This window comes from Aquimarina muelleri DSM 19832, assembly GCF_000430665.1.
Taxonomy (GTDB): Bacteria; Bacteroidota; Bacteroidia; order Flavobacteriales; family Flavobacteriaceae; genus Aquimarina; species Aquimarina muelleri.
Map to the genome: position 1 here is coordinate 1 of NZ_AUML01000041.1, position 23,446 is coordinate 23,446.

A 23,446-nucleotide genomic window follows, 5' to 3' on the forward strand; every position below is an offset into this window, starting at 1 on the left:
ATTTCTAATCCATTAGGTAAATGAATCAAGATAAAACGTGAGGTTGAAACTTCAGAATCCCCCACTTCTATTGGAATAAAAGAACAGGACGCCTCTGAGAGATTATTTGACTCCTTTGATAACTTCTTAACCCAATAATGTAGCTTATCTTTAGTTAATCCCCGAGATTGAGCAAATGCTTTTTGGCTTTGACCTGAAATGTGATATTCTGATACTAACTTACGCATTCTTTTGGCTTCCGATAATTTAGACATCTATCTTTTTTAAACAAAAATATAGCCTATAAAGAATCTAATCAAGATGTACTTAGACGGATGCATACTAAATAACTAACTAAATTTGTAAAAGTTTAATGGTTGTTTTTTAGACATCTTCATTGTTTAGTTGTAGAAACTTTTGTTGTAAAAAAAATCAAGAATATATCGCTACCATTTTAGAATTACTTCAAAAAGCAGGATTTAATATGTAATTTAAGTGTAATTTATTGCATTTGCCATTCCCAAGTTGCAGAAGAATTAGGGATAATAGCCCATAATTCTACCACTTTTTTTATAGTATCTTTTACAGTTCCTGTAATAGTATCAATATGATTGTCTCCAATAAGAAAGATATCTAATATAGATTCATAATAACCAATGTAGTTAGAGCTAAATTCCTTCTCTGGTTTAATGTCAAGGATTTCATCGTCTGTTTGAGCTACATCAAAGTTTTCTTTGAATATTTCTAAAACATTTTTTTTAACGATACGTTCTTTTTCTAGAGTATCCATAATTTGTGTGTTTAAGTTGGTTTTTTTAAATATAACCTTTTGTAAAGGTTAGTATTTTGGTAATAGAAAAGTATAACTCCAATTTAGTTTGTTTAGTATTTGATAGAAGCTTTTTCTAGTAATAAAAAAAGTTAAAATTTTCTTAATAAATATTAAAAACAAGAAACCCATTTATTTCTGTCCAGAAATAAATGGGTTTCTTGTTTGAGGTAACTAAAATAAATTAACTCACAACTTCTTTGATTCTTTTTGCAGCTTTTATAATATCTTCTTTACTAGCGGCATACGAAATTCTAATACAATTATTGTTGCCAAATGCAATACCAGTCACTGTTGCTATATTAGCTTTTTCTAATAAAAACATAGAGAAATCTGTTGCGTTTTTAATAAGAGATCCTTGTAATGTTTTTCCGAAATAATATGAGATATCAGGAAAAATATAAAATGCACCTTCTGGCTTATTACATTCAAAGCCTGGGATGTCAGATAATAAATCTAATATCAACGTTCTTCTTTCTTTAAATTCATCTATCATGTATTGGATTTTGCTAACCGGGGCTTCTAAAGCTGTGATTACAGCTCGTTGAGCAATACAATTTGCTCCACTAGTTACCTGTCCTTGCATTTTATTGCAAGCACGAGCAATTTCAGTAGGTGCTCCTATATACCCAATTCTCCAGCCGGTCATAGCAAAAGCTTTTGCTACACCGTTAACAGTAACAGTCCTGTTGTACATGTCTTCAAATTGAGCCATTGAGGCATGACCTCCTATGTAGTTAATATGCTCATATATTTCATCGCTTACAACGATAATGTCAGGGTGTTTTTGCAATACATCGGCTAATGCTCTAAGTTCTTTCTTGTTATAAATAGATCCACTGGGGTTGCAAGGAGAGCTATACCATAGCATTTTGGTTTTTGGTGTAATAGCTTTTTCTAGTTGTTCAGCGGTCATTTTAAAGTCAGTCTCTATAGAAGTTTTTACCTCTACAGGAACTCCACCAGCAAGTTTTATGATATCGCTATAGCTTACCCAGTATGGACAAGGTAAAATAACTTCGTCTCCTGGATTGATGTAAACTTGAGCTACATTGTAAAGTGATTGTTTAGCTCCTGTAGAAACAACAATTTGCGAATGATCATAAGTAACGCCATTATCTCTTTTAAATTTAGTGATAATAGCATCTTTTAACTCTACGTATCCATCAACAGGGGAGTAGGAGTTGTAATTGTCATTTATTGCTTGTATTGCAGCTTCTTTGATGAAATCCGGAGTATTAAAATCTGGTTCTCCAAGGCTTAAGCTAATGATGTCTTTTCCTTCAGCTTTAAGCTCGCGAGCTTTTGCAGCCATAGCTAAAGTAGCTGATGCTTCAAGTGCATTAATTTTGTCTGATAATTGGATGTTCATCCCTGATACTTGTGTGCTCATTTAATCTTGTAAATAAAAATGGTTAAGATTGTATAGCAGGCTTCATTCCCATTTCTTTAAGATGTTTAAAGTGGGCGATAATTGCTTTTCGTGTAGTTTTATATTCGTTATAAGGTAGATTAAACTCTAAGGCAGTTTGCTTTACAATCTTAGAAATCTTGGTATAATGAACATGACTTATGTTTGGAAAAATATGATGTTCTACTTGGTGGTTTAAGCCACCAGTAAACCAGTTGACTAATTTGTTTTTTGTAGAAAAATTAACCGTAGTAAATAATTGATGTACTGCCCAAGTATTTTTCATAGTTCCTGTTTTGTCAGGAATAGGCATTTGTGCTTCTTCTACCATATGAGCTAACTGAAAAACGACACTTAATATTAAACCTGCAACATAATGCATTATAAAAAAACCTATCAAAATTTTCCACCATGCAATAGACATGATCAACATTGGGATTACAATCCAGATTAAAACATAAATCATTTTAGTTATCACCACTGTACTCCATTGTTTTAAAGAACTAGGTAGTTTCCCGTAAGAAAGTTTTCGGGTAAGGTAATTTTTTGTCTGTTTAAAATCTGTGGTTAGTGCCCAATTAAAAGTTAACAAACCGTAAAGAAATATAGAATAATAATGTTGAAATTTATGAAAACGCATCCATTTTGCATGCTTTGTAAACCGGATTACTCGACCAGCATCCATATCTTCATCATGACCATGGATATTTGTATATGTATGATGTAAAACATTGTGTTGTACTTGCCAGTTATAAACATTGCCAGCAAGAATATAAATACTACCCCCCATTAAATTATTTATCCATTTTTTTGAAGAATAGGATCCATGATTGCCATCATGCATTACGTTCATTCCTACACCAGCCATTCCTACACCCATTACAATTGTAAGTAGTAGCATCCACCATTGTGAAATACCTAATGTAAGAATCAGAAAATAAGGAGTTAAGAAAAGAGAAAACATAACAATTGTTTTGAGATGTAATCTCCAGTTTCCAGTTCGCTTAATGTTATTTTCTTTAAAATAGAGATTTACTCTTTTGTTTAATGTTTTGAAAAAATTAGCAGAATCTGCTCTGCTAAAACGTATATTAGGTGTGATCATAGTCATTGAGGTTTATGACAAAACGAGATTTATCATAGTAATATTGGGTAAAGTTAGGTATTTAATTTTTTTTAAGTTCTTAAAAAGTAGTAAAATATATGGTTTTAACATGTATTTTTGTGCTTTAATTTTATATTGTTAAATGAATATTCTAAAAAAATACTTTCCAGATCTAACTGAAGAACAGGAAATTCAGTTTTCTGAACTTGAAAAGCTTTATACGGAGTGGAATTCTAAAATAAACGTAATATCACGTAAAGATATAGAATCTTTGTATGAAAGACATATTTTGCATTCTCTTGGGATAGCTAAAATACAAGGATTTAAACCAAAGGCAAAGATATTAGATGTAGGGACAGGAGGAGGGTTTCCTGGGATTCCTTTGGCAATTTTGTTTCCTGAAACTCATTTTTATTTAGTAGATGTTATTGCTAAAAAAATAAAAGTGGTAAACGAAGTAGCTACTGCCTTGGGATTAACAAATGTAAAAGCAGAACAACGCAGAGCAGGTACATTTGAGGATCGTTTTGATTTTATTGTAAGTCGGGCTGTAACTAATATGCCAGATTTTGTTAAATGGGTAAGAAAAAATGTTGCTAAAAAAAGTAGTCATGAATTGCAAAATGGAATTTTATACCTTAAAGGAGGGGATTTAACGGAAGAGTTGGTATTGTTTCCGAAAGCGGTAGAACATGAACTTTCTGCTCATTTCGAAGAAGATTTTTTTGAAACAAAAAAGGTGGTATACTTGCCAGTAAAGTATAAGGTTTAATTCATATTCTTTAGATTAAAACGCATTTCTACTATATGTTTTTGGAATCCAACTTTTTCATAAGCTTTAATTGCTTTCGGATTTTTGTCATATACGGTAAGTCGAATTTCTTCAATTTTTTTTGATGAAAACCAGTTGCAAAGGTTTTGAATGATTTTTTGACTAATACCTTGCCCTCGAAATTCTTCTTTTAGATATATAAAACCAATATACCCAAGTTGTTTTTGTTTAAAATATTTTTTTCGGTTTCTTATTTGTCCGTAACCACTACCTACAATTTCACCATCAATTTCTGCAACTAAAACCTCCGTATGATCTGCAAGGATGTAATCTTCTATATTATAATAACTTATTTTTTTGTCTTGTATCAATGTTGGATCCATTGGGCGTTCTGTCTCGATAATTTTTTGTTCAAAATCAAGAAGAATAGGTAGGTCTTCGATTGTAGCAGGTCTTATAATCATGTGGGATTAGTGTGTGGTTTTTTTAATCCATATTGTGGAGTTTAATTGTCCGAGGCTTACCTCGGAAAACAAAATATATTTTCGGAAGCATACTCGTGATTTTGCTCCGATGTTATTGATTAAAAAAGACTGTCTAAATATTAGACAGTCTTTTTTTGTTTGTTTGTCAATTGTTTTATTCTCCTAAAAATGGATATCTATAATTAGATGGAGAAACAAACGTTTCTTTTATCATTCTAGGGGATACCCAGCGTAGTAAATTAAGGTATGATCCTGCTTTGTCATTAGTTCCAGATGCTCTGGCTCCTCCAAAAGGTTGTTGCCCTACAACGGCTCCAGTACATTTATCATTAATATAAAAGTTACCTGCGCAGTTCTCTAATGCTTTAGTTGCTTCTGCAGCAGCATAACGATCTGTAGAGAATATAGCTCCGGTTAATGCATATTCACTGGTTCCATCCACCAATTCTAATGTCTCGTTCCATTGGTTGTCATCATATACGTAGATAGTAACTACAGGGCCAAATAATTCTGTACACATTGTAGTGTATTTTGGGTCTTTTGCAACGATTACAGTTGGTTCTATGAAATACCCTTTGGATTTGTCATAATTACCACCAGCTATAATTTCTGCATCTGCATCATTTTTTACCTGATCGATATATTTTGCAAGTTTGTCAAATGATCCTTCGTGTATTACAGCAGTAATAAAATTACTCATGTCTTCTGGTGATCCCATTTTGAAAGACTTGACATCTTCTTTTAGATATTTTTCTACATCTGCCCATAAACTTTTTGGTATATAAGCTCTGGATGCTGCACTACACTTTTGTCCTTGAAATTCAAATGCTCCACGGGAAATACCAGTAGCAACTTGTTTTGCATCTGCACTAGAATGTGCTAGGATAAAATCTTTTCCGCCAGTTTCACCTACAATTCTAGGGTAGGTTTTATAGTTGTGTATATTAGTACCGATTTTTGCCCAAATGTCCTTAAAGACATGGGTACTCCCTGTAAAATGGATTCCTGCAAAATCAGGACTAGCTAACACGGTATCTGTAATCATAACAGGATCTCCATATACAACATTAATTACGCCATCAGGTACACCTGCTTCTTTAAAAATGTCTACAATAATTTTTGCAGAAAAGATCTGACTGTCACTTGGTTTCCATACCACAGTATTTCCCATTAATGCAGCACTAGCAGGTAGATTTCCTGCAATTGCTGTAAAATTAAAAGGAGTAATGGCATATATGAACCCTTCTAAGGGTCTGTATTCTAACCTATTCCATGCGCCAGAGGTAGAGTTTGGCTGATCATTATAAATCTGAGTCATATATTCTACGTTAAAACGTAAGAAATCTATAAATTCACATGCTGCATCAATTTCTGCTTGAAATATGTTCTTAGACTGTGCAAGCATAGTTGATGCATTAATTTTTGCTCGGTATGGACCAGCAATAAGTTCTGCAGCTCTCAAAAATATAGCGGCACGTTGTTCCCAAGCTAAATCAGCCCATTTTTTTCGTGCCTCCAAGGCTGTGTCAATAGCCTTCTGTATGTGTTGTTTTTCTGCTTTATGATAAGTGCCTAAAATGTGCTGATGATCATGAGGAGGGGACATAGTAGCAGTGTCTCCTGTTCTTATTTCTTCACCATTAATATACAAAGGTACATCTATAGAGGTGTTGTACATTGTTTTGTATGTTGCTAGAACTTCTTCTCTTTCAGGTGTTCCAGGAGCATACGATTTTATAGGCTCATTTATTGCAGTAGGAACTTGAAAAAAACCTTTTCCCATGATGTTGTTTTTTAATTTAAATTAGTAAGATGTATTTATCTAATGAATTAGACCTTTAGGATAGCAAAGATAGAAAATTATATAGGCTAAAAGCTATTTTATAGCATTATCCATAAAAAAAACACTTAATTTTTTCGAGATATATTCTTTATTGATTATTCTGTCATTTTTATTATGTTTTTTATAAAAAAATGAGATTTAATAAGTGTACGACTCTTTACGGAGCAAGGCTATATATGCTATGTGATTTTTTTTTGTAAGTTGTGTGAAATTTATCCGACCCAGAACCTATGTGTACAGTTACGTTAATACCAATTCAAGAAAATAATTTTATACTGACCTCTAACCGGGATGAAGCACTGGATAGAAAAACATTATCCCCAGAGTTTTATCAGGTAAATAAAACTAAAATGTTGTTTCCTAAAGATGTAGTTGCTGGTGGTACATGGATAGGGGTTAGTGATAAAAAGACCATGGTTTGTTTACTCAATGGAGGATTTGAAGCTCATGAGAGATCGGGTTCTTATCGGCAAAGTAGAGGTGTTGTAGTTAAAGATTTGTTAGGGGCTAATGATTTAGAAAAAACTATTTTAGATTATAACTATATAGGCATCGAGCCATTTACAATAGTTACAGCAAATTGGAAGTCTGACCTTTTGTTTTTCGAATTAGTTTGGGATGGAAAGCAAAAATATTTTAGAAAATTAGGAAAAGAAACTCATATATGGTCTTCATCAACTTTGTATAATAAGGATGTAAAAGAGTTGCGAAAAAAATGGTTTACAGTTTTTGAAAGAGAGAATAATATAACTCCAGATACGCTTTTAAATTTTCATAAAAATGCAGGAATAGGAGATAGGAATAAAGACTTGCAAATAGATAGAGAATTTTTAAAAACTAGAAGTATTACTCAAATTTTAAAAAATGAGGAGGAACTCTCAATGCGATATGAAGATTTGCAAAAAAAAGAAATAAATACAATTATTTTTGAAGCTGTAACGGTTTAAAAAAGAGTTTAAATTATAAAATATTGAATTATACAGGTAAAATAATCATACTTGCTTTTCCTGATACCTTCGTGCAGTATTCTGATGAGCCTTCAGTGAAATTTCTTTTAGCATTAGGGCTGGGTAAGGATAATTATATAAAAGCAGGTCATGCAGCTTTTGTTCTTATTGAGAATAAAACAGGTAACGCTGAATATTATGATTTTGGAAGGTATATAACTCCAAAAGGGCGTGGTAGAGTAAGAAGTGCTGTTACTGATGTTGAATTAGAAATTCCTTTTAAAGCCATAATAACTTCAGATTCTAAATTAAGTAATATAGAAGATTTTTTATTATGGTTAGAGGCTAATCCTAAAAAAACTCATGGTGAAGGGAGGCTTGTGGCTTCAGTTTGTGATTATATTGATTATGAAAAAGCAAAAAAATATATTTTGTCTATTCAGGATATGGGGAGTATTCCGTACAAAGCTTTTGGTAAAATAGGAAGTAATTGTTCTCGAATCGTAACAGATACTATTTTAAAAAGTACCGATCTCATAAAAATAAAAAAGCCATTATTAAGAAATAAGTTGTTTACTCCAAGTCCTTTAGGTAATGTGCAGAAGGGAGCTTTGGGCAATCCAATATATCAAGTAAGAAATGGAAATTTACAAGTGTATTCGGGGTCTATACTTATGGAGAACCTCACTAATTATTTTGATAAAAATATTCCTGAAACCAAAAAAGACATTATAAAAAAGCAACAAAAAAAAATAGAGAAATCCAGCTTTCTTTCTGGTACGGGTAGTAGTGCTTATTTTAAGTTAGAGGAATCTTTAAAAAAGAATGTATTTAAAATCACAAGATTTACAGAGTATGGAGAAGAAGATTTTAAAGGTCTTTTTGCGGCCAAGGAAAGTGAATTTGATCCTAAGCAAGAATATAATTTTATATATGACTCTAATTGTTTTTATTGTCATGTAGAACAAAACGGGAGTAAAATTAAGCTAGAGAAAATAAAATTAATTAAGGGCAAAAGGAGTACTTAGTTTAAAAGCAGGAATCATTACTTGAAATTTACGGGTAGATGTAAAATTAACCATATTGTAATGACCTTTCATTGCTCCAAATGGGGAGTTGAGTAAGCAACCGCTGTTGTAAGTGTGAGATTCACCAGGTTTTAATACTGGTTTTTTTCCTATAACACCTTCACCTTCTACTATTTCAGTGTTGTTTAAAGCGTCTTTAATTTCCCAAAAACGGGAGGTTAATTGTACAGAATCTTTACTTTGGTTTTCAATTGTTATTCGATAACCAAAGGCAAAATACATCTTATGGTTCTTGTAAAAAGTACCTTCAAAGGTGGTATCCACCGAAATTTTTATGCCTCTGGTGATTTGCTGAACCATACTAAAATATAAACATTGATCCTATTAAAGTTAATGTAGAGCCAATTCCTGCTAAGATAAAAAATAATATATTTACAAGCACAAATTTAACAATTGTTTTTCCTCTTTTTTGTTCATAAAACTTACGCATAGCTTTATAAAGATAAAATAAAAAAAATAGTGTTGTAATACCATTAATAATTTCACTTTTTGTAATTTCTTTAATTGAAATGGCAATACCCATTAAGATAAAGAAAATAGTTTGGATATGGAAGATGAACACCATATGTTCCATATAGCTAAAAGATTGCCTTGAGTATAGTGCCCACATGCATAGTGTGAAAATTGGGAGAAAGAAAAATATAATAAAGGGTAATTTGCTGAAGATAAATTCAATAAGCTCTGTGGGGTTACTGCCAAAATTACTAGCTTTAATGCTTCGTTTGTAAAGATATTTGTTGTACCAAGTTTTTTTGTGTTTTAAGCTATCTAGTGCTATATTAGGAGAGATTTGTTTTGTGGATATGTAGTGGGTGTTGTATATGGTAAGTTTATGTCCTAAAGCAGAGAATAAATTCATAGAATCTAATTGAGATTCTGTGTAGGGGACTCTGTTTTTAGTCTTTTTTGATTTAGTTGTGTTTGTAGGGAGGGTGATTGTGTCCTTTTCTGTGTAGTTGCCTTCAGAAAGAGTATTGAAATTAATGGCTTTTTCCTCTTTTTTCAATCCATCAGATATTCCGTCAAAATCAATAAATAAACCATTGATTATAAAAAATATAACAGAGATACTTAGGTAAAATCGAAATGGATTAGCGTATCTAACTCTTCTTCCTTTTATATAATCTTTAGATATTTTACAGGTCTAAATAATAAGGCAATTATGGTGTGTCTAAGTCTGGAGTCGTAGGAAAATATACTGGCAAAAAATTCATTAAAAAAGTCTTTAAAAGAAAGCTTTTTTGTAGTGTTAATTTGCCCACAATGATGGCAATATCTATCTATGGTGTCTAAAGGTACTCCGCAGTTAAGACATTCTATACCGCGGTATTTTTTTAAGAACCTTCCTGTTTCTTTCATTTTTTTAGTTAACAATTCCTTGCGGGACTAAAGTAGTGGTATTATATTACAATTTAAAAAATGAATTTAAACTCTCTAATTTGTAATGGAAGAGGAGTTTCCTATACCTTTTCCTATAGCTCTATCATATCTTGCTCCAGGAGCACGATAATAAGGTATTACGGTGTATTCATTTTCAGTTTCGTCAAAATTACCACTAATAAACCCTGGGTCAATGGTTCCATCTGGTCTTAATAGAACGTATTTGTAATTATAGAATCCTTGTTTAAACAATCTTTTGTTATAATATATACCTCGTTCTTTGTTGAATTCAAGTAAAGTGGATTTGTCTAATTTGTAGTTGTTGAAATTTCCATAAAGATGAATTTGACCACCATCAATTGGTTTGTAGCACTCTAAAGAGAAATGCATCCATACGTAATCTGCTTCTGTGTTATTGTTTTCTGCATCTAAGTTTCTAACAACAAAACCACCATTGATATCAGGATTGTATGTGTATTTACGATTAGCCCTAACTATATTTGTGTATAGGTAGTTGTTGTAAATGTCTTTTAATTCAATACTTCGTATGCTTACGTTTGATGCTCTTACGTTTTTATTGTCAAAAAACAAAAACTCATTCCCTCCCCAAAAGCTAGATTCTTGATCATATTTGTAAACTAGATCGTTGGCAAGAGTAAATTGAGGAACCAAATTGGTGATAGCATTTGTAATATCATTATTTTGCATTACCAAAGTTTTTACAGTTTTATTGGGGTTTCTTAAGATTTCATTTGGAGAGCTTATTTCAAATTGAACGGACTGTTTAGAGTCTATGTATTTTAAATTTCTAGATCTTTTGGTGTAGACCTTTACAGTAGTCGAGGGTTCGTATACGATTAGTTTTCTTACAAGTACAGTTTCATCATCATCATTGTAGATTTCTATTTGATAATTACCACTTACTTTAAGCCCTCTAGTGTCTTCATTGGGTATGTTTAGCGTGTAGTGGCTATACATTTGTAATGTATTAAAAGAATTTTCATAATTTACAATTCTAATTTCATCAAATCCGTCTAAATATTCATTCTTGTAAAGAGACGAAGGTGTCCAGTCAAAATTATAATGATTTATTCTATAGTAATAATCAGATTCATCGCCATTGATGTCATCAAAAGTTATTTTAAATGATTCTCCTAGTCTAAGTATGGGTATTCCTGAAAAATCTGACCCGTTAGACAGTTGGACTGTTCTTATGTTATCGGCAGTTACAATATCGTTTGTGACGTTCTGAGCAAAAAAACTAGTGTAAGTAATACAAAATAGTATGAAAAACAAGAAATTTTGTTTAAGTTTATGTAGCATTATAAAGAGATTTGTGATCGTAAATATAAACAAAAAGTATGCCCAAAGAAAGTCAGGAGTTTTTTTGATTAAAATATTATTTAGAAAGAATATAAATAGTATCTTATAGCAGAACCTGCTTTTACTTACGTGTTTTAATTAGTAAATTTGCACGATTTTTTTAGTTAATTAACATAGACTACAAATATGTCAAAAGACATTCGTATCAGAAAAGGTTTGGACATTAAGCTTGTTGGCGAAGCAGAGAAAGTAACTGTAGATGCCACAAAAAGTAATGTTTACGCAATTAAGCCTAGCGATTTTCACGGTATTGTGCCAAAAGTTGTTGCTAAACAAGGTACAGAAGTGAAAGCCGGAGAACCACTTTTTTATTCAAAATCCAACGAGAGAATGCTTTTTCCTTCTCCTGTAAGTGGAGAAATAGTAGAAATTGTTCGTGGTGCCAAAAGAAAAATTTTAGCTTTCAAAATTCTTGGAGACAAAGAACAAAAATATGCAGACTTTGGAATAAAGGATGTAAACTCTATGAATGGAGATGCTGTAAAGACTCATCTCCTGGAATCAGGTTGCTGGCCTTTTATTAAGCAACGTCCATACGATGTAATAGCTAACCCTGATGTAGCTCCTAAAGCTATTTTTATTTCGGGATACACCACAGCACCTCTTGCTGCAGATAGCGATTATGTGTTGGCAGGGAAAGAGAAAGAGCTTCAAACTGCGGTTACTGCTTTAAGTAAATTGACAGAGGGCGAAGTGCATGTTTCTATAGGTAAAAATGCAAATTCTCCTTTAGGTGCTTTAAATAATGTTACTAAACATAGTGTTTCTGGCCCTCATCCGGCAGGAAATGTAAGTGTTCAAATAGCTAATATTGATCCTATTAATAAAGGAGAAACGGTTTGGGTGGTAAATCCACAAGATCTTATCATTATAGGCGAGTTACTGTTGACAGGAAAGTTTAATGCAGAACGAATAGTAGCGTTAGGAGGCTCTTCTGTTAAAAAACCTAAATATTTTAAAACTAAGATTGGATCAGAAGTATCTTCTATAGTATATGACTCCGGAGTAAATGACGAGAGTAATATAAGAGTTATTAGTGGTGATGTCCTTACAGGGGAAAATGTAAAACCAGATGGTTATCTAGGATATTATCATAATACAATAACAGTTATTCCAGAAGGAGATGATTATGAGTTTTTTGGATGGAATAAACCAGTATTTAATAAAATATCTCCATCTAGAGCGTTAACTTTTTCATGGTTGTTCCCTAATAAGAAATATGAGCTCACTGCAAATACAAATGGAGAGCACAGAGCCTTTGTGGTTACAGGAAGTTATGAAAATGTATTTCCTTTAGATATTTACCCTTTGCAGTTACTTAAAGCATGTGCGGTAAATGATTTAGATGCGATGGAGCAATTAGGTATGTATGAAGTAGCTCCTGAGGATTTTGCTCTTACAGAGTTTATTTGTGTTTCTAAGCAACCGCATCAAGAGATTATAAGAGAAGGGTTAGACCTAATGTTAAAAGAAATAGGATAGTGTCATGGGATTAAAAGATAAATTACATAAACTAAAACTTAAATATAAGGATAAGAAAATGGCTCCTGCATTTAATGCAATCCATACATTTTTATATTTACCTAATGAAACTACACATTCTGGATCTCATGTTAGAGGTGCAGATGATCTTAAACGTACAATGAATACAGTAATCATGGCCTTATTGCCGTGTTTGGTATTCGGGATGTTTAATGCAGGATACCAACATCACTTAGCAGCAGGAGAAATAGAAGCTGTGACCAATGGTTTTTTTAGCTCAGAATTCTGGACCTTAGATAATTTAATAGTAGGGCTTTGGAAAGTATTGCCATTAGTAATTATTTCTTATGGGGTTGGACTGGGAGTTGAATTTCTATTTGCGGTAATTAAAAAACATGAAGTAGAAGAAGGATATCTGGTAACAGGTATGTTGGTGCCTTTGATAGTGCCAATTGATACGCCTTTATGGATGTTAGCAATAGCTGTTATTTTTGGAGTAGTGATTGGTAAAGAAGTGTTTGGAGGAACAGGTATGAACATATTGAATCCAGCACTAACTATAAGAGCATTTTTATTCTTTGCGTATCCAACTTGGATGTCGGGAGATAAAGTATGGGTTCATGGCGCTGTAGAAAGAGCAAATGAAATAGCAGGGGGAGCACAGCTCGATGCAATATCAGGAGAGACAGTTTTAGGAGCTTTGGCTCAAGGTAAAGAGCTAACCTATTCTGTTTCGGATATGTTTTTGGGATTTATCCCTGGGTCTGTAGGAGAGACTTCTTCTATACTGATACTATTGGGAGCTTTATTTCTGATTTTTACAAAGATAGGAAGCTGGAGAATAATGTTAAGTTCTGTTATAGGAGCTTTAGTCATGGGTCTAATATTTAATGGAGTGGTAAGTGCTAATTGGATTGATGAGGGTAGTAAATTTTATAGTTTAATGAGTACAGAATTCTGGCATCATTTAATTATTGGTGGTTTTGCTTTTGGAGTTGTGTTTATGGCAACGGATCCAGTTACAGCATCACAAACCAATAAAGGAAAATGGATTTATGGGTTTTTAATTGGATTTATATCTATATTGATTAGAGTATTTAACCCTGCATATCCAGAAGGAGTAATGCTGGCTATTCTATTAATGAATGTATTTGCTCCAACTATTGATCATTATGTAATTCAAGGAAATATTAAGAAAAGAATGAAACGTTTAAAACTAAAAACGGCATAGATCATGGCAATTAATACTGATAAAAATTCATACACAATCCTATTTGCTATCGCAATGGTAGTAGTAGTAGGAACTTTGTTAGCATTTACTGCATCTTCTTTAAAAGAGAGGATTTCGGCAAATAAGCGTACAGAAAAGCAGCAGAATATTTTGTTCGCAATGGGAATTAGTGACGCACAAGATCCTAATGAGTTTGTGCCTGCAGAAAAAGCTCAGGAATTGTTTGATAAATATGTAGGCGACGAGCAATATATAATTACAGGAGCTACAGCAGAGAAAACTACAGATGCTTTTGATATCGAAGTTAAAAAAGAAAATGATAAAATAAAGCAAGACTCTAATTATACCAGAAAATTGCCATTGTTTATAGGTAAAAAAGATGGCGAAGAATTTTATGTAGTACCAATGCGAGGTAATGGGTTATGGGATGCTATATGGGGTTATGTTTCTTTAGATAAAGAATTTAAAACTGTAAAAGGAGCATTTTTTGATCATAAAGGAGAAACACCTGGATTAGGAGCAAATATTAAAGAAGCTTATTTTAGAGATGATTTTATAGGAGAAAGTATATTAGATGCATCTGGAAACTATAAAGGAATTACAGTAAAAAAGGGAAATGCAGATCCTAAAAATGTAGACAAAGAAGATAATGAAGTAGATGCTATGGCTGGAGCAACAATCACAGGAGATGGTGTGACTGCAATGGTAAAGAAAGGAATAAAAATGTATCAACCTTATTTCGAAACTTTAAAAAAATAACAGATGGCTGAAGTAACAGAAGAAAAAGTAAAAGTAACAGAGCCAAAAGAGCCTTTGTTTTCGAAGAAAAATAAGAAATTACTAATAGATCCACTTGCAGATAATAACCCTATTACTATTCAAGTACTTGGTATATGCTCTGCTTTAGCAATTACAGCACAATTGAAACCTTCAATTGTAATGGCGATTTCAGTAATTTTTGTATTAGGAATAGGTAATGTAGTAATTTCTCTAATGAGAAATATTATACCTTCTAAAATAAGAATTATAGTACAGCTTGTAGTAGTAGCTGCATTAGTAATTGTAGTAGATCAGGTGCTTAAAGCATTTGCATATACTTTAAGTAAAGAACTTTCTGTATTTATAGGACTTATTATAACCAACTGTATCATTATGGGGCGTTTTGAAGCTTTTGCTTTAGCTAATGGCCCATGGAAATCATTTTTAGATGGAGTAGGAAATGCAGCAGGATATGGTTTGTTATTAGTTATTGTAGCTTTTTTTAGAGAGTTATTAGGATCAGGAACATTATTCGGAATTAAGGTTTTGGGAGATCCGATAGAAAAAACAGGTCTGTATGCAATTGGTTACGAAAATAATGGTTTTATGGTATTAGCGCCAATGGCATTAATTACTGTTGGAATTCTTATTTGGATACAAAGAAGTAGAAATAAAGCATTAATTGAAGATCATTAGAAGAGTTCACAGTTACAAATTAGTAGTTATATTTTAACAAATAACTACTGACGAAGAACTAAAAATGTATAAAAAATGGAATATTTAGAATTATTTTTAAAATCAATTTTTATAGATAACATGGTATTTGCATTCTTTTTAGGAATGTGTTCTTACCTTGCTGTTTCTAAAAAAGTTTCTACTGCTGTAGGTCTTGGAGCTGCAGTGATTTTTGTATTGGCAATCACAGTACCACTAAACTTCTTATTAGATAAATACATTCTTAGAGAAGGTGCTTTAGTATGGTTAGGACCAGAATATGCAGATTATGACCTAAGTTTCTTAACTTTTATTTTATTTATTGCTACCATTGCTACAATGGTACAATTGGTAGAGATAATTGTAGAAAAATTCTCTCCTTCCTTGTATAACTCTTTAGGTATATTTTTACCATTAATAGCAGTAAACTGTGCCATCTTAGGAGGATCATTGTTTATGCAACAAAAAGAGTTTGCAACAATATCTCATGCAGCTGTATATGGTATAGGATCAGGTATAGGATGGTTTTTAGCAATACTTGCAATTGCAGCTATTCGCGAAAAAATCAGATACTCTAATATACCAGCTCCATTAAGAGGGTTAGGGATAACCTTTATCCTTACAGGGCTAATGGCTATTGGTTTTATGAGTTTTGGTGGAATGTTAACAGGAGGTGATGAAGAAGAAAAGGAAACTAAAACAGTACAAGTAGAAAAAGAAGAGACTACAAAAAAAGTAGCCGAAAATACTAACGTTACAATACTTAAATAATATGATATTTTTAGCATCTACCAGTGGGACAATAGCGATAACGATTATTTCGTTTTTGGTGCTGATTCTTGTTTTAGTAGGAATATTATTATTTGCAAAAGATAAGTTATTACCTTCTGGACCAGTAAAAATTACCATTAATGGCGAAAAAGAAATAGAAGTAGCCTCAGGAGGTACATTATTATCTACTTTAGGAGCTCAAAAAATATTTTTACCATCTGCTTGTGGTGGTGGTGGAACATGTATTCAATGTGAATGTCATGTATTAGAAGGAGGAGGAGAAGCATTACCTACAGAAACGCCACATTTTTCTCGTAAAGAACTACAACATGGCGCTCGATTAGCATGTCAGGTCAAAGTAAAACAGGATATGAATATCGAAATTCCGGAAGAAGTATTCGGAATTAAAAAGTGGGAAGCAGAAGTAGTACGTAACTATAACGTAGCTTCTTTTATTAAAGAATTTGTAGTTCGTATTCCTGAAGATATGGGATATAAAGCAGGAGGATATATCCAAATCGAGATACCACAATGTGAGATCAAATATTCGGATATAGATATAACTGCACACCCAGAAGAGCATGAAACTCCAGATAAGTTTCAGGCAGAATGGGATAAATTTGGTCTATGGCCTTTAGTAATGAAAAATAACGAAACCATAGAGCGTGCATATTCTATGGCTTCTTATCCAGCAGAAGGAAGAGAGATCATGCTTAATGTACGTATTGCAACGCCACCATGGGATAGATCCAAAAATGGATGGATGGATGTAAATCCAGGAGTAGCTTCTTCTTATATTTTCGCACAAAAACCAGGAGATAAAGTTGTAATATCAGGGCCTTATGGAGAATTCTTTATAAACGATTCTCAATCTGAAATGCTATATGTTGGTGGTGGTGCAGGTATGGCACCAATGCGTTCTCATTTATATCATTTATTCAAAACATTAGAAACAGGTAGAACTGTTACGTATTGGTATGGTGGGCGTTCTAAGAGAGAATTGTTCTACTTAGATCATTTCTATGACTTAGAAAAGAATTTCCCTAACTTTAATTTTTACCTAGCATTATCTGAACCATTAGAAGAGGATAATTGGAAAGTGAAAAAAGATATACACGATAGAGAAGGAGATGGATTCGTAGGATTTATACACAATTGTGTAATAGATAACTATTTAAATCATCATGAGTCTCCAGAAGATATTGAGTTATACTTCTGTGGACCACCATTAATGAATAAGGCTGTTCAGAAAATGGGAGAAGATTTTGGTATCCCAGATGAACACATTAGATTTGATGACTTTGGAGGATAAAATTAAAATTTAATAAATCACTATAAACCGGTATAAGCAATTATATCGGTTTTTTTAATTTTATACCTAAATTAGATCTCATGAAGAAGTTAATTTTTGGCATAGGTATTACAATCATTATATTCTTAGTATTAAGAAGCACAGCTAAAGGTAGAATGGTTACCAATCATGTAACAGGAGTAGTTGCTAGTGTTGTTAAGAAAACAAATTATATAAATACTACTGGAGATTCTATATCTACTAGAGTTATAGTGCCAGAAGGATATAAAAGAGTAGTATATAAAAAAGGATCTTTTCAGCAATATTTACGACATTATAGCCTAAAACCATACGGAGCCAAGATTATTAATTATGATGATAGTGAGTATTTTGCACAAAATTGGCATGAAGCAATTTTAGAAGTCCCAGTTCCAGCCAATGGGTTACAACAATGTGCAGATGCATTAATGAGAATTCGATCTGAATATTTATGGCAGCAAAACAAAAAAGATAAAATAGGATTTAATTTTACATCTGGTCATTACTGCTCATGGAACAAGTATGCACAGGGGTACAGACCCAAAATAAAAGGAAACAAAGTAACATTCCATAAAATAGCCACACCTAATCACTCCAAAGCAAACTTTTATAAATATTTAAATCTTATTTATACCTATGCAGGGACATTATCTATGTATAATGAATTACAAAAAGTAGCTGTAAAAGACATACAAATTGGCGATATGCTCGTTAAACCTGGTTCTCCGGGGCATATAGAAATTATAGTCGATGAAATTATAAATGAAACTGGAGATAGAATGTATCTTTTGGCGCAAGGAAATACCCCTGCGCAAAGTGTTTGTTTGCTTAAAAATTTTGAGAACACCGAATTTTCTCCTTGGTATACATTCGATGAAAATGAAGCGGTATACACCCCAAGCTATTATTTTGACGAAGCACGATTTATACGGTTTAAATAATTCGTGATTTGTCATTCTGATTTTAGTGTTAGAATAGTATCTTTGCCCCGCTATGACCAGAATACTTACCAAACAAGAACTACACAACCTTGCGATGAATATCGTTGGTGAAGAATTAGAAAAACGAGGATACGAATTTATAGCGATCAATAGCAAGCTAGGAAAACATCCACAATTTGTATGCGTTGATCCCTCTAATCAACGTTATTTTGTGTTGGTTAAAGCAGTATCTCATCCGGATAATCCACATAATTATGATGTAATCTGGATGGAAGCATTTAAAAAACATGCAAGAGAGCAGGATGCAAAAGTGTTTTATGCAGGAGTTGGTTTGCAAAATGCTGAGGATCCTAATAAACCAGTTTTTTTAAATGAAGATTATGTGCTAGAATATGCAGGTCTACAAATGATAGAAACCCATTTGAATTAAAAATGAATAAGATCAAAAAAATACTTTTTATACTTTTTATTGGATTAGTTTCTTGTAAAAACGAACCGCATTTACATCTTAATTATGCTAATGGAAAAGCTTTTGGTACTACCTTTTCTATTCAATTTATAGATATAAAAGAGGTAGATTACTCCAAATCGTATGATAGTATAATTACTGTTATCAATAAATCTATGTCTACGTACATTGCAGATTCTGATATTTCCAGAATTAATGCAGGGGATACCACGGTAACTGTAGACGATCATTTTAAAAAAGTAATGACCGCTTCCAAACATATATATAACGAAACCAAGGGAGCTTTTGATCCAACCGTAGGCATTTTGGTAAATGCATGGGACTTTGGGCCAGAAGGAAAAATAATCTCGTTAGACAGCCTTAAAATCGATAGCCTGTTAGTATCGGTAGGTTTGGATAAAGTAGTGTTAAAAGATAATTCCATTATAAAAAGTAATCCCAAAACATTTATAGATTTTAATGCTTTGGCAAAAGGCTATGCGGTAGATGTATTTGCAGGATTTTTAGAACAAAAAGGATATGCAAATTATTTAGTAGAAATAGGAGGAGAGATCGTAGGAAAAGGAAGCAATGTAGTGAAAGAAAAACCGTGGAGAATAGGGGTAGAAGATCCTAATTTTGACGGAACTCAATCCTATAGTAAAATTGTTGAGCTGCATAATGAAGCTATGGCAACCTCTGGAGGATATAGAAAATATAAAACCGATGAAAATGGAGAGCGGTATATTCATATTTTAAACCCTAAAACTGGCTATCCTTTAAAATCTAACCTTTTGGCAGTTTCGGTCATTGCCAATACTTGTATGGAAGCCGATGCCTATGCTACCGCGTTCATGACTATGGGATTAGATCGTTCTGAAGAATTTTTGAAATCACACCCAGCGCTAAAAGTGTATTTTATGTATCAAGACCCAAATAAGGAATTAAAAACATTATCCATAAATGGGTTTCCAACAGATGAGTAAGAGAAGATATCGGAAAGGGATCAGACCTTCAAGGTTTTGAAAACCTTGAAGGTCTTCACAAGCCATCGCACCACAAAAAATAATATACCTAAAATAGTAATCCCTATAATCCAATACCAGGTTGTATTGTTTTCAAAAGATATAGGAGTGGTATCTCCTACTAGATAAAACCCGCCCCAATAAAAAGGTTGCGTTCGGTTTATGTTTGCAGTAGTAAGGTATTGTAATTTTGCTTGTTGTAAAGCCTTGGCTTTGTTCATGCCAGCTTTAAGATTGGTATAAAAGTTTTTCATTAACTCTGGAGTGGTACTATCGGATATCTCCCAGCTACTAAGCACCAAACTTTTGGTTCCTGCGTATTGAAAAGCAGTGCCTAAACTTATAATCCCTTCGCCTTTTGCAATTTTACCAGATCCCGTATTACAGGCGCTAAGTACCGTTAACTCTGCGGGGATATCCAAAGCAAACAATTCGTGACTATATAAATAACCATCCTCTACAGAATCTTTGCTTTTTGTAAATAAAAGCTTGGAGTTTTCGGGCTGTTCATTGTCGACTTCGCCATGTAAGGCGAGATGTAAAATAGTATAATTCCCTGCATTTTTTTTAAAATTAGCCTCTATAGCCTGAGATCCAAAATAATATTGCCCGTTAATAATATCCGCAATTGCTTTAATCTCCCTACGGGTACCAGGTAAATCGATCTTTGTATCTCTTAAAGTTGCCAGACTCATCGTTTTGGTGTCTATTGTAGAAGTATCTGAAAAAGAAAAAGCAAGGCACTCTTGTTGTTTTTTTAAAGTAGAATTTGTTTTACCTAACCCAAATAATACATTTGCCGAATTAGCATACGAAATTGCATAGTCTTTAAGCAAATAAGATAACGCTGCGGGATTATTAGAAGCATCTTTTTGGGTAAGTAGTAGTTCAAAATTGCAATGCCAAAGTGGGCCATCGGGAACAATAATAATTTCACCTCCAACAAGTTTATCGGCAATAGGAGCAATAAGTTGTTTGTAAAGGGTATGGCTACTATTTTTGTATTTTGGTGTCTCTTGTGTGATAATTGTTTCTCTAAGTTTCTCGATGTTAGAAAGCAATTTGGGTGTTTGTAATGGTTGTACTGCTATCTTTTGTGTAGAGATCGTAAATGCATACGTAATACTATCGGTACAGAAAAACTCTAGCAATGTAGTGTTGTTACTTAAATTTTTCTGAATATCACTAACCGTAATCGCATTGTTTTGATACTTTAATTGGTGGTATTTAGGGTAACTTGTTTCTATAACTCGGGTTAGGGAATCCTGTTTTTTGCTAATATCAAACAACTGATTTTCATACGTACTAATCATAGTAGTATCCACGCTTTTCTCAGATCGTTTGTTTATAATCTCTGAGGTGTAAAAAGCACGTTCGGCTTTTAGGCTCTTTTCCAGATCCAGAATAGTTTTTGGTAGTCCTGCAAAGTTTTTAGCGTTGGATTCTGCCAGTAATCCTTGCAGGGTGTTCGCTTTGCTTTTTTCGGTATAATAAAAAGCTTGTTCCAGAGATTGTTGCTGGGGATTGGCTTGGTATTGTAGTATATGTGCTTGTATAGCATCTGCATATACTTTTTTGCTTTGTTTGGCAAAAGTAAGCTTATCTCCGTATGTATGTAGCTTTTGCCGAATATCATGAATCAAAATATCTGCTTTTTGGTAGGTGTGTATGCTTGCAGTTAGTTCTGTTAGATCATTAGTATGCTTGTAGTGTTCTTGTAAGATTTTAGCTTTGCCATGCAGGCTAACGAGCAAAATATTGGTATCCAGATAATCGGTTGGGTCTATTTTGTTTTTGTTGTTTGTATTTTTATCAGGCAACGTATTTGCAACCATCGCTTTATCATAATACAATGCTGCTTTTTTATACTCTTTTATTTGGTAATATACCTCTGCAATCTGGTTGTACGATTTTGCAGTTCTGGGGTGGTGGGAACCATCTGTTTGTAGTCTGGTTTTGATGCTTTTATGTAGGTGCTCCAGAGCGATAGCATACTTTTTTTGTTTAGTATATACCTCTGCTATGGCATCATAGGTGTCACAAATATAATAGTTCGTTTCTCCGTATAGATGCTGATGTATTTTTAAAGCTTTTTGATAATAAAATAGAGCAGTAGAGTACTCTTTTTTTTGAGCATACAAATCCCCTAAATCTAGGTAAGAATACGAAGTGTCCGAATGATGTTTTCCCACAATATTAATCCGTATTTGTATAGCTTTTTGGTAGTAAGGTAAAGCTAAATCATATTCTTCTTTTGCTTTATAGGTATTAGCAATATTATTATAGGTGCGTGCTACCGCACCATGATTTTCTCCTAAAGAATGTACAAAATTTGTTATCGCCTTTTTATAATAAGAAATAGCTTTGTCATACTCTCCGGTATATTTATAGATAACACCTATATTATTATAATCTCGACCAATAAAAGAGTGTTTCTTATTAAATAATTTAGTGTTAATTAGTAATATTTTTTGAGAACAGGACAAAGATTGTTTATAAAATCCTTTTTTGAAATAAATAAAACTTAATTCTGTATATATATCCGTCATTCTAGTATGGTTTTTTCCGAATGTCTGAATTGTAATATCAAAGGATTTATTAAAGTTTAATAAAGATATGTCGTATTTCCCTTTGTATTTATACACAATACCAATGCTTTTATAGCATAAAGCAGTATTAGGGTGATCTCCCCCAAAAGTGTCTATCATAATAGATACTGCTTTTTTTTGATATGCCATAGCCTCATCGAATTTATCTAAATAAGTAAGAACATTTCCTATATGGTGATAACAAAAAGCTGCTTCTGGGCTGGTTTTACCAAAAATGGGAGTTCTTATTTGTAATGCTTTATAGTAGTAGTCTAAAGCTATATTGTCTTTACCAAGGTGGTAATAGGTAGTGCCAATATCGATATAACTATCTGCTATTTTTGGATGTTTTTTACCAAATGCAAGGGTTCGTATCGTTAGGGCTTTTTTATAATGCTGTAACGCTTGGTCGTATTCTGCAAGGATGTGGTGTATAGTGCCAATATTATGATAAGAATCTCCTATTAGGGGATCTCCTTTTTTTAAAGTATCCAGTTGTATTACCAAAGCTTTTTGATAATACTCCATCGCTTTTTCAAACTGATCTTTATTTTTATAGATATGTCCCATACTGGTGTATGAGTTCGCTACCTCTGGGTGAGTATTTCCAAAAATATCTAATCGTATTGCCAGTGCTTTTTCTTCATTTAATAAAGCTTGCTCAAAATTGTAATTGGTATTATGAGTTTCTGCAAGCTTGGTATAGCAATTTGCAATTTGCTCCCTGGTGTTTGTTTGTGTATAGATAACAAGTGCCTTCTTAAAATATTCGAGAGCGTTATCTGGTTTTCTATGCGTTAACAGACTGTCTGCTTTAGAGAAGTATCGCGAAGCCATGTTCATATCTTGCGCAACTACAGCATTAACAGATAGCAGATACATAACAAAACATACCATTTGGATAGAAAACAGAAAGGGAATGCGGTTCATAAAAT

At 32.9% G+C, this 23,446-nt stretch carries 23 protein-coding genes and 1 pseudogene; 12 read left to right on the forward strand and 12 right to left on the reverse strand.

Going from position 1 to position 23,446, the window contains the following annotated elements; genetic code table 11:
- The 4 genes from tnpA to H527_RS0115585 all read right to left on the reverse strand — a co-directional run.
- Window positions 1–254: IS66 family insertion sequence element accessory protein TnpA (gene tnpA, locus H527_RS24455; RefSeq protein WP_027413553.1), on the reverse strand; the 254-nt coding region annotated here is incomplete at its 3' end.
- A gap of 227 nt (window positions 255–481) precedes the next feature.
- Window positions 482–769, reverse strand: a complete 288-nt coding sequence (locus H527_RS0115575) for a hypothetical protein (RefSeq protein WP_027413554.1) — start codon at window positions 767–769, stop codon at window positions 482–484.
- A gap of 223 nt (window positions 770–992) precedes the next feature.
- Window positions 993–2,180, reverse strand: a complete 1,188-nt coding sequence (locus H527_RS0115580; protein WP_027413555.1) for a pyridoxal phosphate-dependent aminotransferase — start codon at window positions 2,178–2,180, stop codon at window positions 993–995.
- A gap of 43 nt (window positions 2,181–2,223) precedes the next feature.
- Window positions 2,224–3,324: a fatty acid desaturase family protein gene (locus H527_RS0115585; RefSeq protein WP_027413556.1), complete on the reverse strand. Its 1,101-nt coding sequence runs from the start codon at window positions 3,322–3,324 to the stop codon at window positions 2,224–2,226.
- Between the two features lie 142 nt (window positions 3,325–3,466).
- On the opposite strand from H527_RS0115585, the gene rsmG reads away from it, so the two are divergent.
- A complete protein-coding gene (gene rsmG / locus H527_RS0115590) occupies window positions 3,467–4,096 on the forward strand; it encodes a 16S rRNA (guanine(527)-N(7))-methyltransferase RsmG (RefSeq protein WP_027413557.1) in 630 nt (209 codons plus the stop codon).
- Here the strand turns inward: rsmG and H527_RS0115595 are convergent.
- Window positions 4,093–4,560 carry a GNAT family N-acetyltransferase gene (locus H527_RS0115595; RefSeq protein ID WP_027413558.1) on the reverse strand — a complete coding sequence of 156 codons (468 nt, stop codon included), beginning with the start codon at window positions 4,558–4,560 and terminating at the stop codon, window positions 4,093–4,095. The genes rsmG and H527_RS0115595 overlap by 4 nt on opposite strands.
- 175 nt (window positions 4,561–4,735) lie before the next feature.
- Window positions 4,736–6,364, reverse strand: a complete 1,629-nt coding sequence (gene pruA, locus H527_RS0115600; RefSeq protein WP_027413559.1) for an L-glutamate gamma-semialdehyde dehydrogenase — start codon at window positions 6,362–6,364, stop codon at window positions 4,736–4,738.
- 290 nt (window positions 6,365–6,654) lie between these two features.
- Here pruA and H527_RS0115605 point away from each other — a divergent pair, with 290 nt between their 5' ends.
- Both H527_RS0115605 and H527_RS0115610 read left to right on the forward strand, forming a co-directional pair.
- Complete coding sequence (locus H527_RS0115605) at window positions 6,655–7,371, forward strand: NRDE family protein (RefSeq protein ID WP_027413560.1); 717 nt, start codon at window positions 6,655–6,657, stop codon at window positions 7,369–7,371.
- A gap of 23 nt (window positions 7,372–7,394) precedes the next feature.
- Entirely contained in the window at window positions 7,395–8,399 is a 1,005-nt protein-coding gene (locus H527_RS0115610) for a DUF6695 family protein (protein ID WP_027413561.1), read from the forward strand.
- Here the strand turns inward: H527_RS0115610 and apaG are convergent.
- The 5 genes and pseudogenes from apaG to H527_RS0115625 all read right to left on the reverse strand — a co-directional run bounded on the left by apaG (window position 8,373) and on the right by H527_RS0115625 (window position 11,162).
- On the reverse strand, window positions 8,373–8,759 hold the full coding sequence (gene apaG, locus H527_RS0115615; protein WP_027413562.1) for a Co2+/Mg2+ efflux protein ApaG: 387 nt from the start codon (window positions 8,757–8,759) through the stop codon (window positions 8,373–8,375). The two genes, H527_RS0115610 and apaG, sit on opposite strands and share 27 nt — an antisense overlap.
- Before the next feature lies 1 nt (window position 8,760).
- Entirely contained in the window at window positions 8,761–9,318 is a 558-nt protein-coding gene (locus tag H527_RS22360) for a hypothetical protein (protein ID WP_248601259.1), read from the reverse strand.
- 231 nt (window positions 9,319–9,549) lie between these two features.
- Window positions 9,550–9,594: pseudogene (locus tag H527_RS24825) on the reverse strand (hypothetical protein); the annotation flags it as partial.
- Complete coding sequence (locus H527_RS24040; protein WP_155837919.1) at window positions 9,576–9,818, reverse strand: hypothetical protein; 243 nt, start codon at window positions 9,816–9,818, stop codon at window positions 9,576–9,578. The gene H527_RS24040 and the pseudogene H527_RS24825, both read right to left, overlap by 19 nt.
- A 75-nt stretch (window positions 9,819–9,893) precedes the next feature.
- Window positions 9,894–11,162, reverse strand: coding sequence for a type IX secretion system plug protein (locus H527_RS0115625; RefSeq protein WP_051316811.1), 1,269 nt, complete (start codon window positions 11,160–11,162; stop codon window positions 9,894–9,896).
- Between the two features lie 186 nt (window positions 11,163–11,348).
- On the opposite strand from H527_RS0115625, the gene H527_RS0115630 reads away from it, so the two are divergent.
- The 9 genes from H527_RS0115630 to H527_RS0115670 all read left to right on the forward strand — a co-directional run bounded on the left by H527_RS0115630 (window position 11,349) and on the right by H527_RS0115670 (window position 19,884).
- Window positions 11,349–12,704, forward strand: a complete 1,356-nt coding sequence (locus H527_RS0115630) for a Na(+)-translocating NADH-quinone reductase subunit A (protein ID WP_027413564.1) — start codon at window positions 11,349–11,351, stop codon at window positions 12,702–12,704.
- Window positions 12,705–12,708: 4 nt separating this feature from the next.
- On the forward strand, window positions 12,709–13,935 hold the full coding sequence (locus H527_RS0115635; RefSeq protein WP_027413565.1) for an NADH:ubiquinone reductase (Na(+)-transporting) subunit B: 1,227 nt from the start codon (window positions 12,709–12,711) through the stop codon (window positions 13,933–13,935).
- 3 nt (window positions 13,936–13,938) lie between these two features.
- On the forward strand, window positions 13,939–14,694 hold the full coding sequence (locus H527_RS0115640; protein WP_027413566.1) for a Na(+)-translocating NADH-quinone reductase subunit C: 756 nt from the start codon (window positions 13,939–13,941) through the stop codon (window positions 14,692–14,694).
- Window positions 14,695–14,697: 3 nt separating this feature from the next.
- Window positions 14,698–15,390 (forward strand): NADH:ubiquinone reductase (Na(+)-transporting) subunit D, encoded by a 693-nt coding sequence (locus H527_RS0115645; RefSeq protein ID WP_051316812.1) that lies wholly within the window; start codon window positions 14,698–14,700, stop codon window positions 15,388–15,390.
- 75 nt (window positions 15,391–15,465) lie between these two features.
- Window positions 15,466–16,179 carry an NADH:ubiquinone reductase (Na(+)-transporting) subunit E gene (nqrE, locus tag H527_RS0115650; protein ID WP_027413568.1) on the forward strand — a complete coding sequence of 238 codons (714 nt, stop codon included), beginning with the start codon at window positions 15,466–15,468 and terminating at the stop codon, window positions 16,177–16,179.
- Between the two features lies 1 nt (window position 16,180).
- Window positions 16,181–17,491 carry an NADH:ubiquinone reductase (Na(+)-transporting) subunit F gene (gene nqrF, locus H527_RS0115655; RefSeq protein ID WP_027413569.1) on the forward strand — a complete coding sequence of 437 codons (1,311 nt, stop codon included), beginning with the start codon at window positions 16,181–16,183 and terminating at the stop codon, window positions 17,489–17,491.
- An 80-nt stretch (window positions 17,492–17,571) separates the two neighbouring features.
- Entirely contained in the window at window positions 17,572–18,450 is an 879-nt protein-coding gene (locus H527_RS0115660) for a DUF4846 domain-containing protein (protein ID WP_027413570.1), read from the forward strand.
- Between the two features lie 52 nt (window positions 18,451–18,502).
- On the forward strand, window positions 18,503–18,880 hold the full coding sequence (locus H527_RS0115665; RefSeq protein WP_027413571.1) for a hypothetical protein: 378 nt from the start codon (window positions 18,503–18,505) through the stop codon (window positions 18,878–18,880).
- Between the two features lie 2 nt (window positions 18,881–18,882).
- Entirely contained in the window at window positions 18,883–19,884 is a 1,002-nt protein-coding gene (locus H527_RS0115670; protein ID WP_035088399.1) for an FAD:protein FMN transferase, read from the forward strand.
- A gap of 20 nt (window positions 19,885–19,904) precedes the next feature.
- On the opposite strand, the gene H527_RS0115675 is transcribed toward H527_RS0115670, so the two are convergent.
- A complete protein-coding gene (locus tag H527_RS0115675) occupies window positions 19,905–23,441 on the reverse strand; it encodes a CHAT domain-containing protein (RefSeq protein WP_027413573.1) in 3,537 nt (1,178 codons plus the stop codon).
- Window positions 23,442–23,446: the final 5 nt, after the last annotated feature.

Coding starts and splice junctions, on each gene's coding strand:
- H527_RS0115640 (WP_027413566.1), top strand. CDS start 13,939: ATGGCAATTAATACTGATAAAAATTCATACACAATCCTATTTGCTATC.
- H527_RS0115665 (WP_027413571.1), top strand. CDS start 18,503: ATGACCAGAATACTTACCAAACAAGAACTACACAACCTTGCGATGAAT.
- H527_RS0115670 (WP_035088399.1), top strand. CDS start 18,883: ATGAATAAGATCAAAAAAATACTTTTTATACTTTTTATTGGATTAGTT.
- H527_RS0115625 (WP_051316811.1), bottom strand. CDS start 11,162: ATGCTACATAAACTTAAACAAAATTTCTTGTTTTTCATACTATTTTGT.
- pruA (WP_027413559.1), bottom strand. CDS start 6,364: ATGGGAAAAGGTTTTTTTCAAGTTCCTACTGCAATAAATGAGCCTATA.
- H527_RS0115605 (WP_027413560.1), top strand. CDS start 6,655: ATGTGTACAGTTACGTTAATACCAATTCAAGAAAATAATTTTATACTG.
- rsmG (WP_027413557.1), top strand. CDS start 3,467: ATGAATATTCTAAAAAAATACTTTCCAGATCTAACTGAAGAACAGGAA.
- H527_RS22360 (WP_248601259.1), bottom strand. CDS start 9,318: ATGAATTTATTCTCTGCTTTAGGACATAAACTTACCATATACAACACC.
- H527_RS0115595 (WP_027413558.1), bottom strand. CDS start 4,560: ATGATTATAAGACCTGCTACAATCGAAGACCTACCTATTCTTCTTGAT.
- H527_RS0115660 (WP_027413570.1), top strand. CDS start 17,572: ATGAAGAAGTTAATTTTTGGCATAGGTATTACAATCATTATATTCTTA.
- H527_RS0115635 (WP_027413565.1), top strand. CDS start 12,709: ATGGGATTAAAAGATAAATTACATAAACTAAAACTTAAATATAAGGAT.
- H527_RS0115630 (WP_027413564.1), top strand. CDS start 11,349: ATGTCAAAAGACATTCGTATCAGAAAAGGTTTGGACATTAAGCTTGTT.
- nqrF (WP_027413569.1), top strand. CDS start 16,181: ATGATATTTTTAGCATCTACCAGTGGGACAATAGCGATAACGATTATT.
- H527_RS24040 (WP_155837919.1), bottom strand. CDS start 9,818: ATGAAAGAAACAGGAAGGTTCTTAAAAAAATACCGCGGTATAGAATGT.
- apaG (WP_027413562.1), bottom strand. CDS start 8,759: ATGGTTCAGCAAATCACCAGAGGCATAAAAATTTCGGTGGATACCACC.
- nqrE (WP_027413568.1), top strand. CDS start 15,466: ATGGAATATTTAGAATTATTTTTAAAATCAATTTTTATAGATAACATG.
- H527_RS0115645 (WP_051316812.1), top strand. CDS start 14,698: ATGGCTGAAGTAACAGAAGAAAAAGTAAAAGTAACAGAGCCAAAAGAG.
- H527_RS0115575 (WP_027413554.1), bottom strand. CDS start 769: ATGGATACTCTAGAAAAAGAACGTATCGTTAAAAAAAATGTTTTAGAA.
- H527_RS0115580 (WP_027413555.1), bottom strand. CDS start 2,180: ATGAACATCCAATTATCAGACAAAATTAATGCACTTGAAGCATCAGCT.
- H527_RS0115585 (WP_027413556.1), bottom strand. CDS start 3,324: ATGATCACACCTAATATACGTTTTAGCAGAGCAGATTCTGCTAATTTT.
- H527_RS0115675 (WP_027413573.1), bottom strand. CDS start 23,441: ATGAACCGCATTCCCTTTCTGTTTTCTATCCAAATGGTATGTTTTGTT.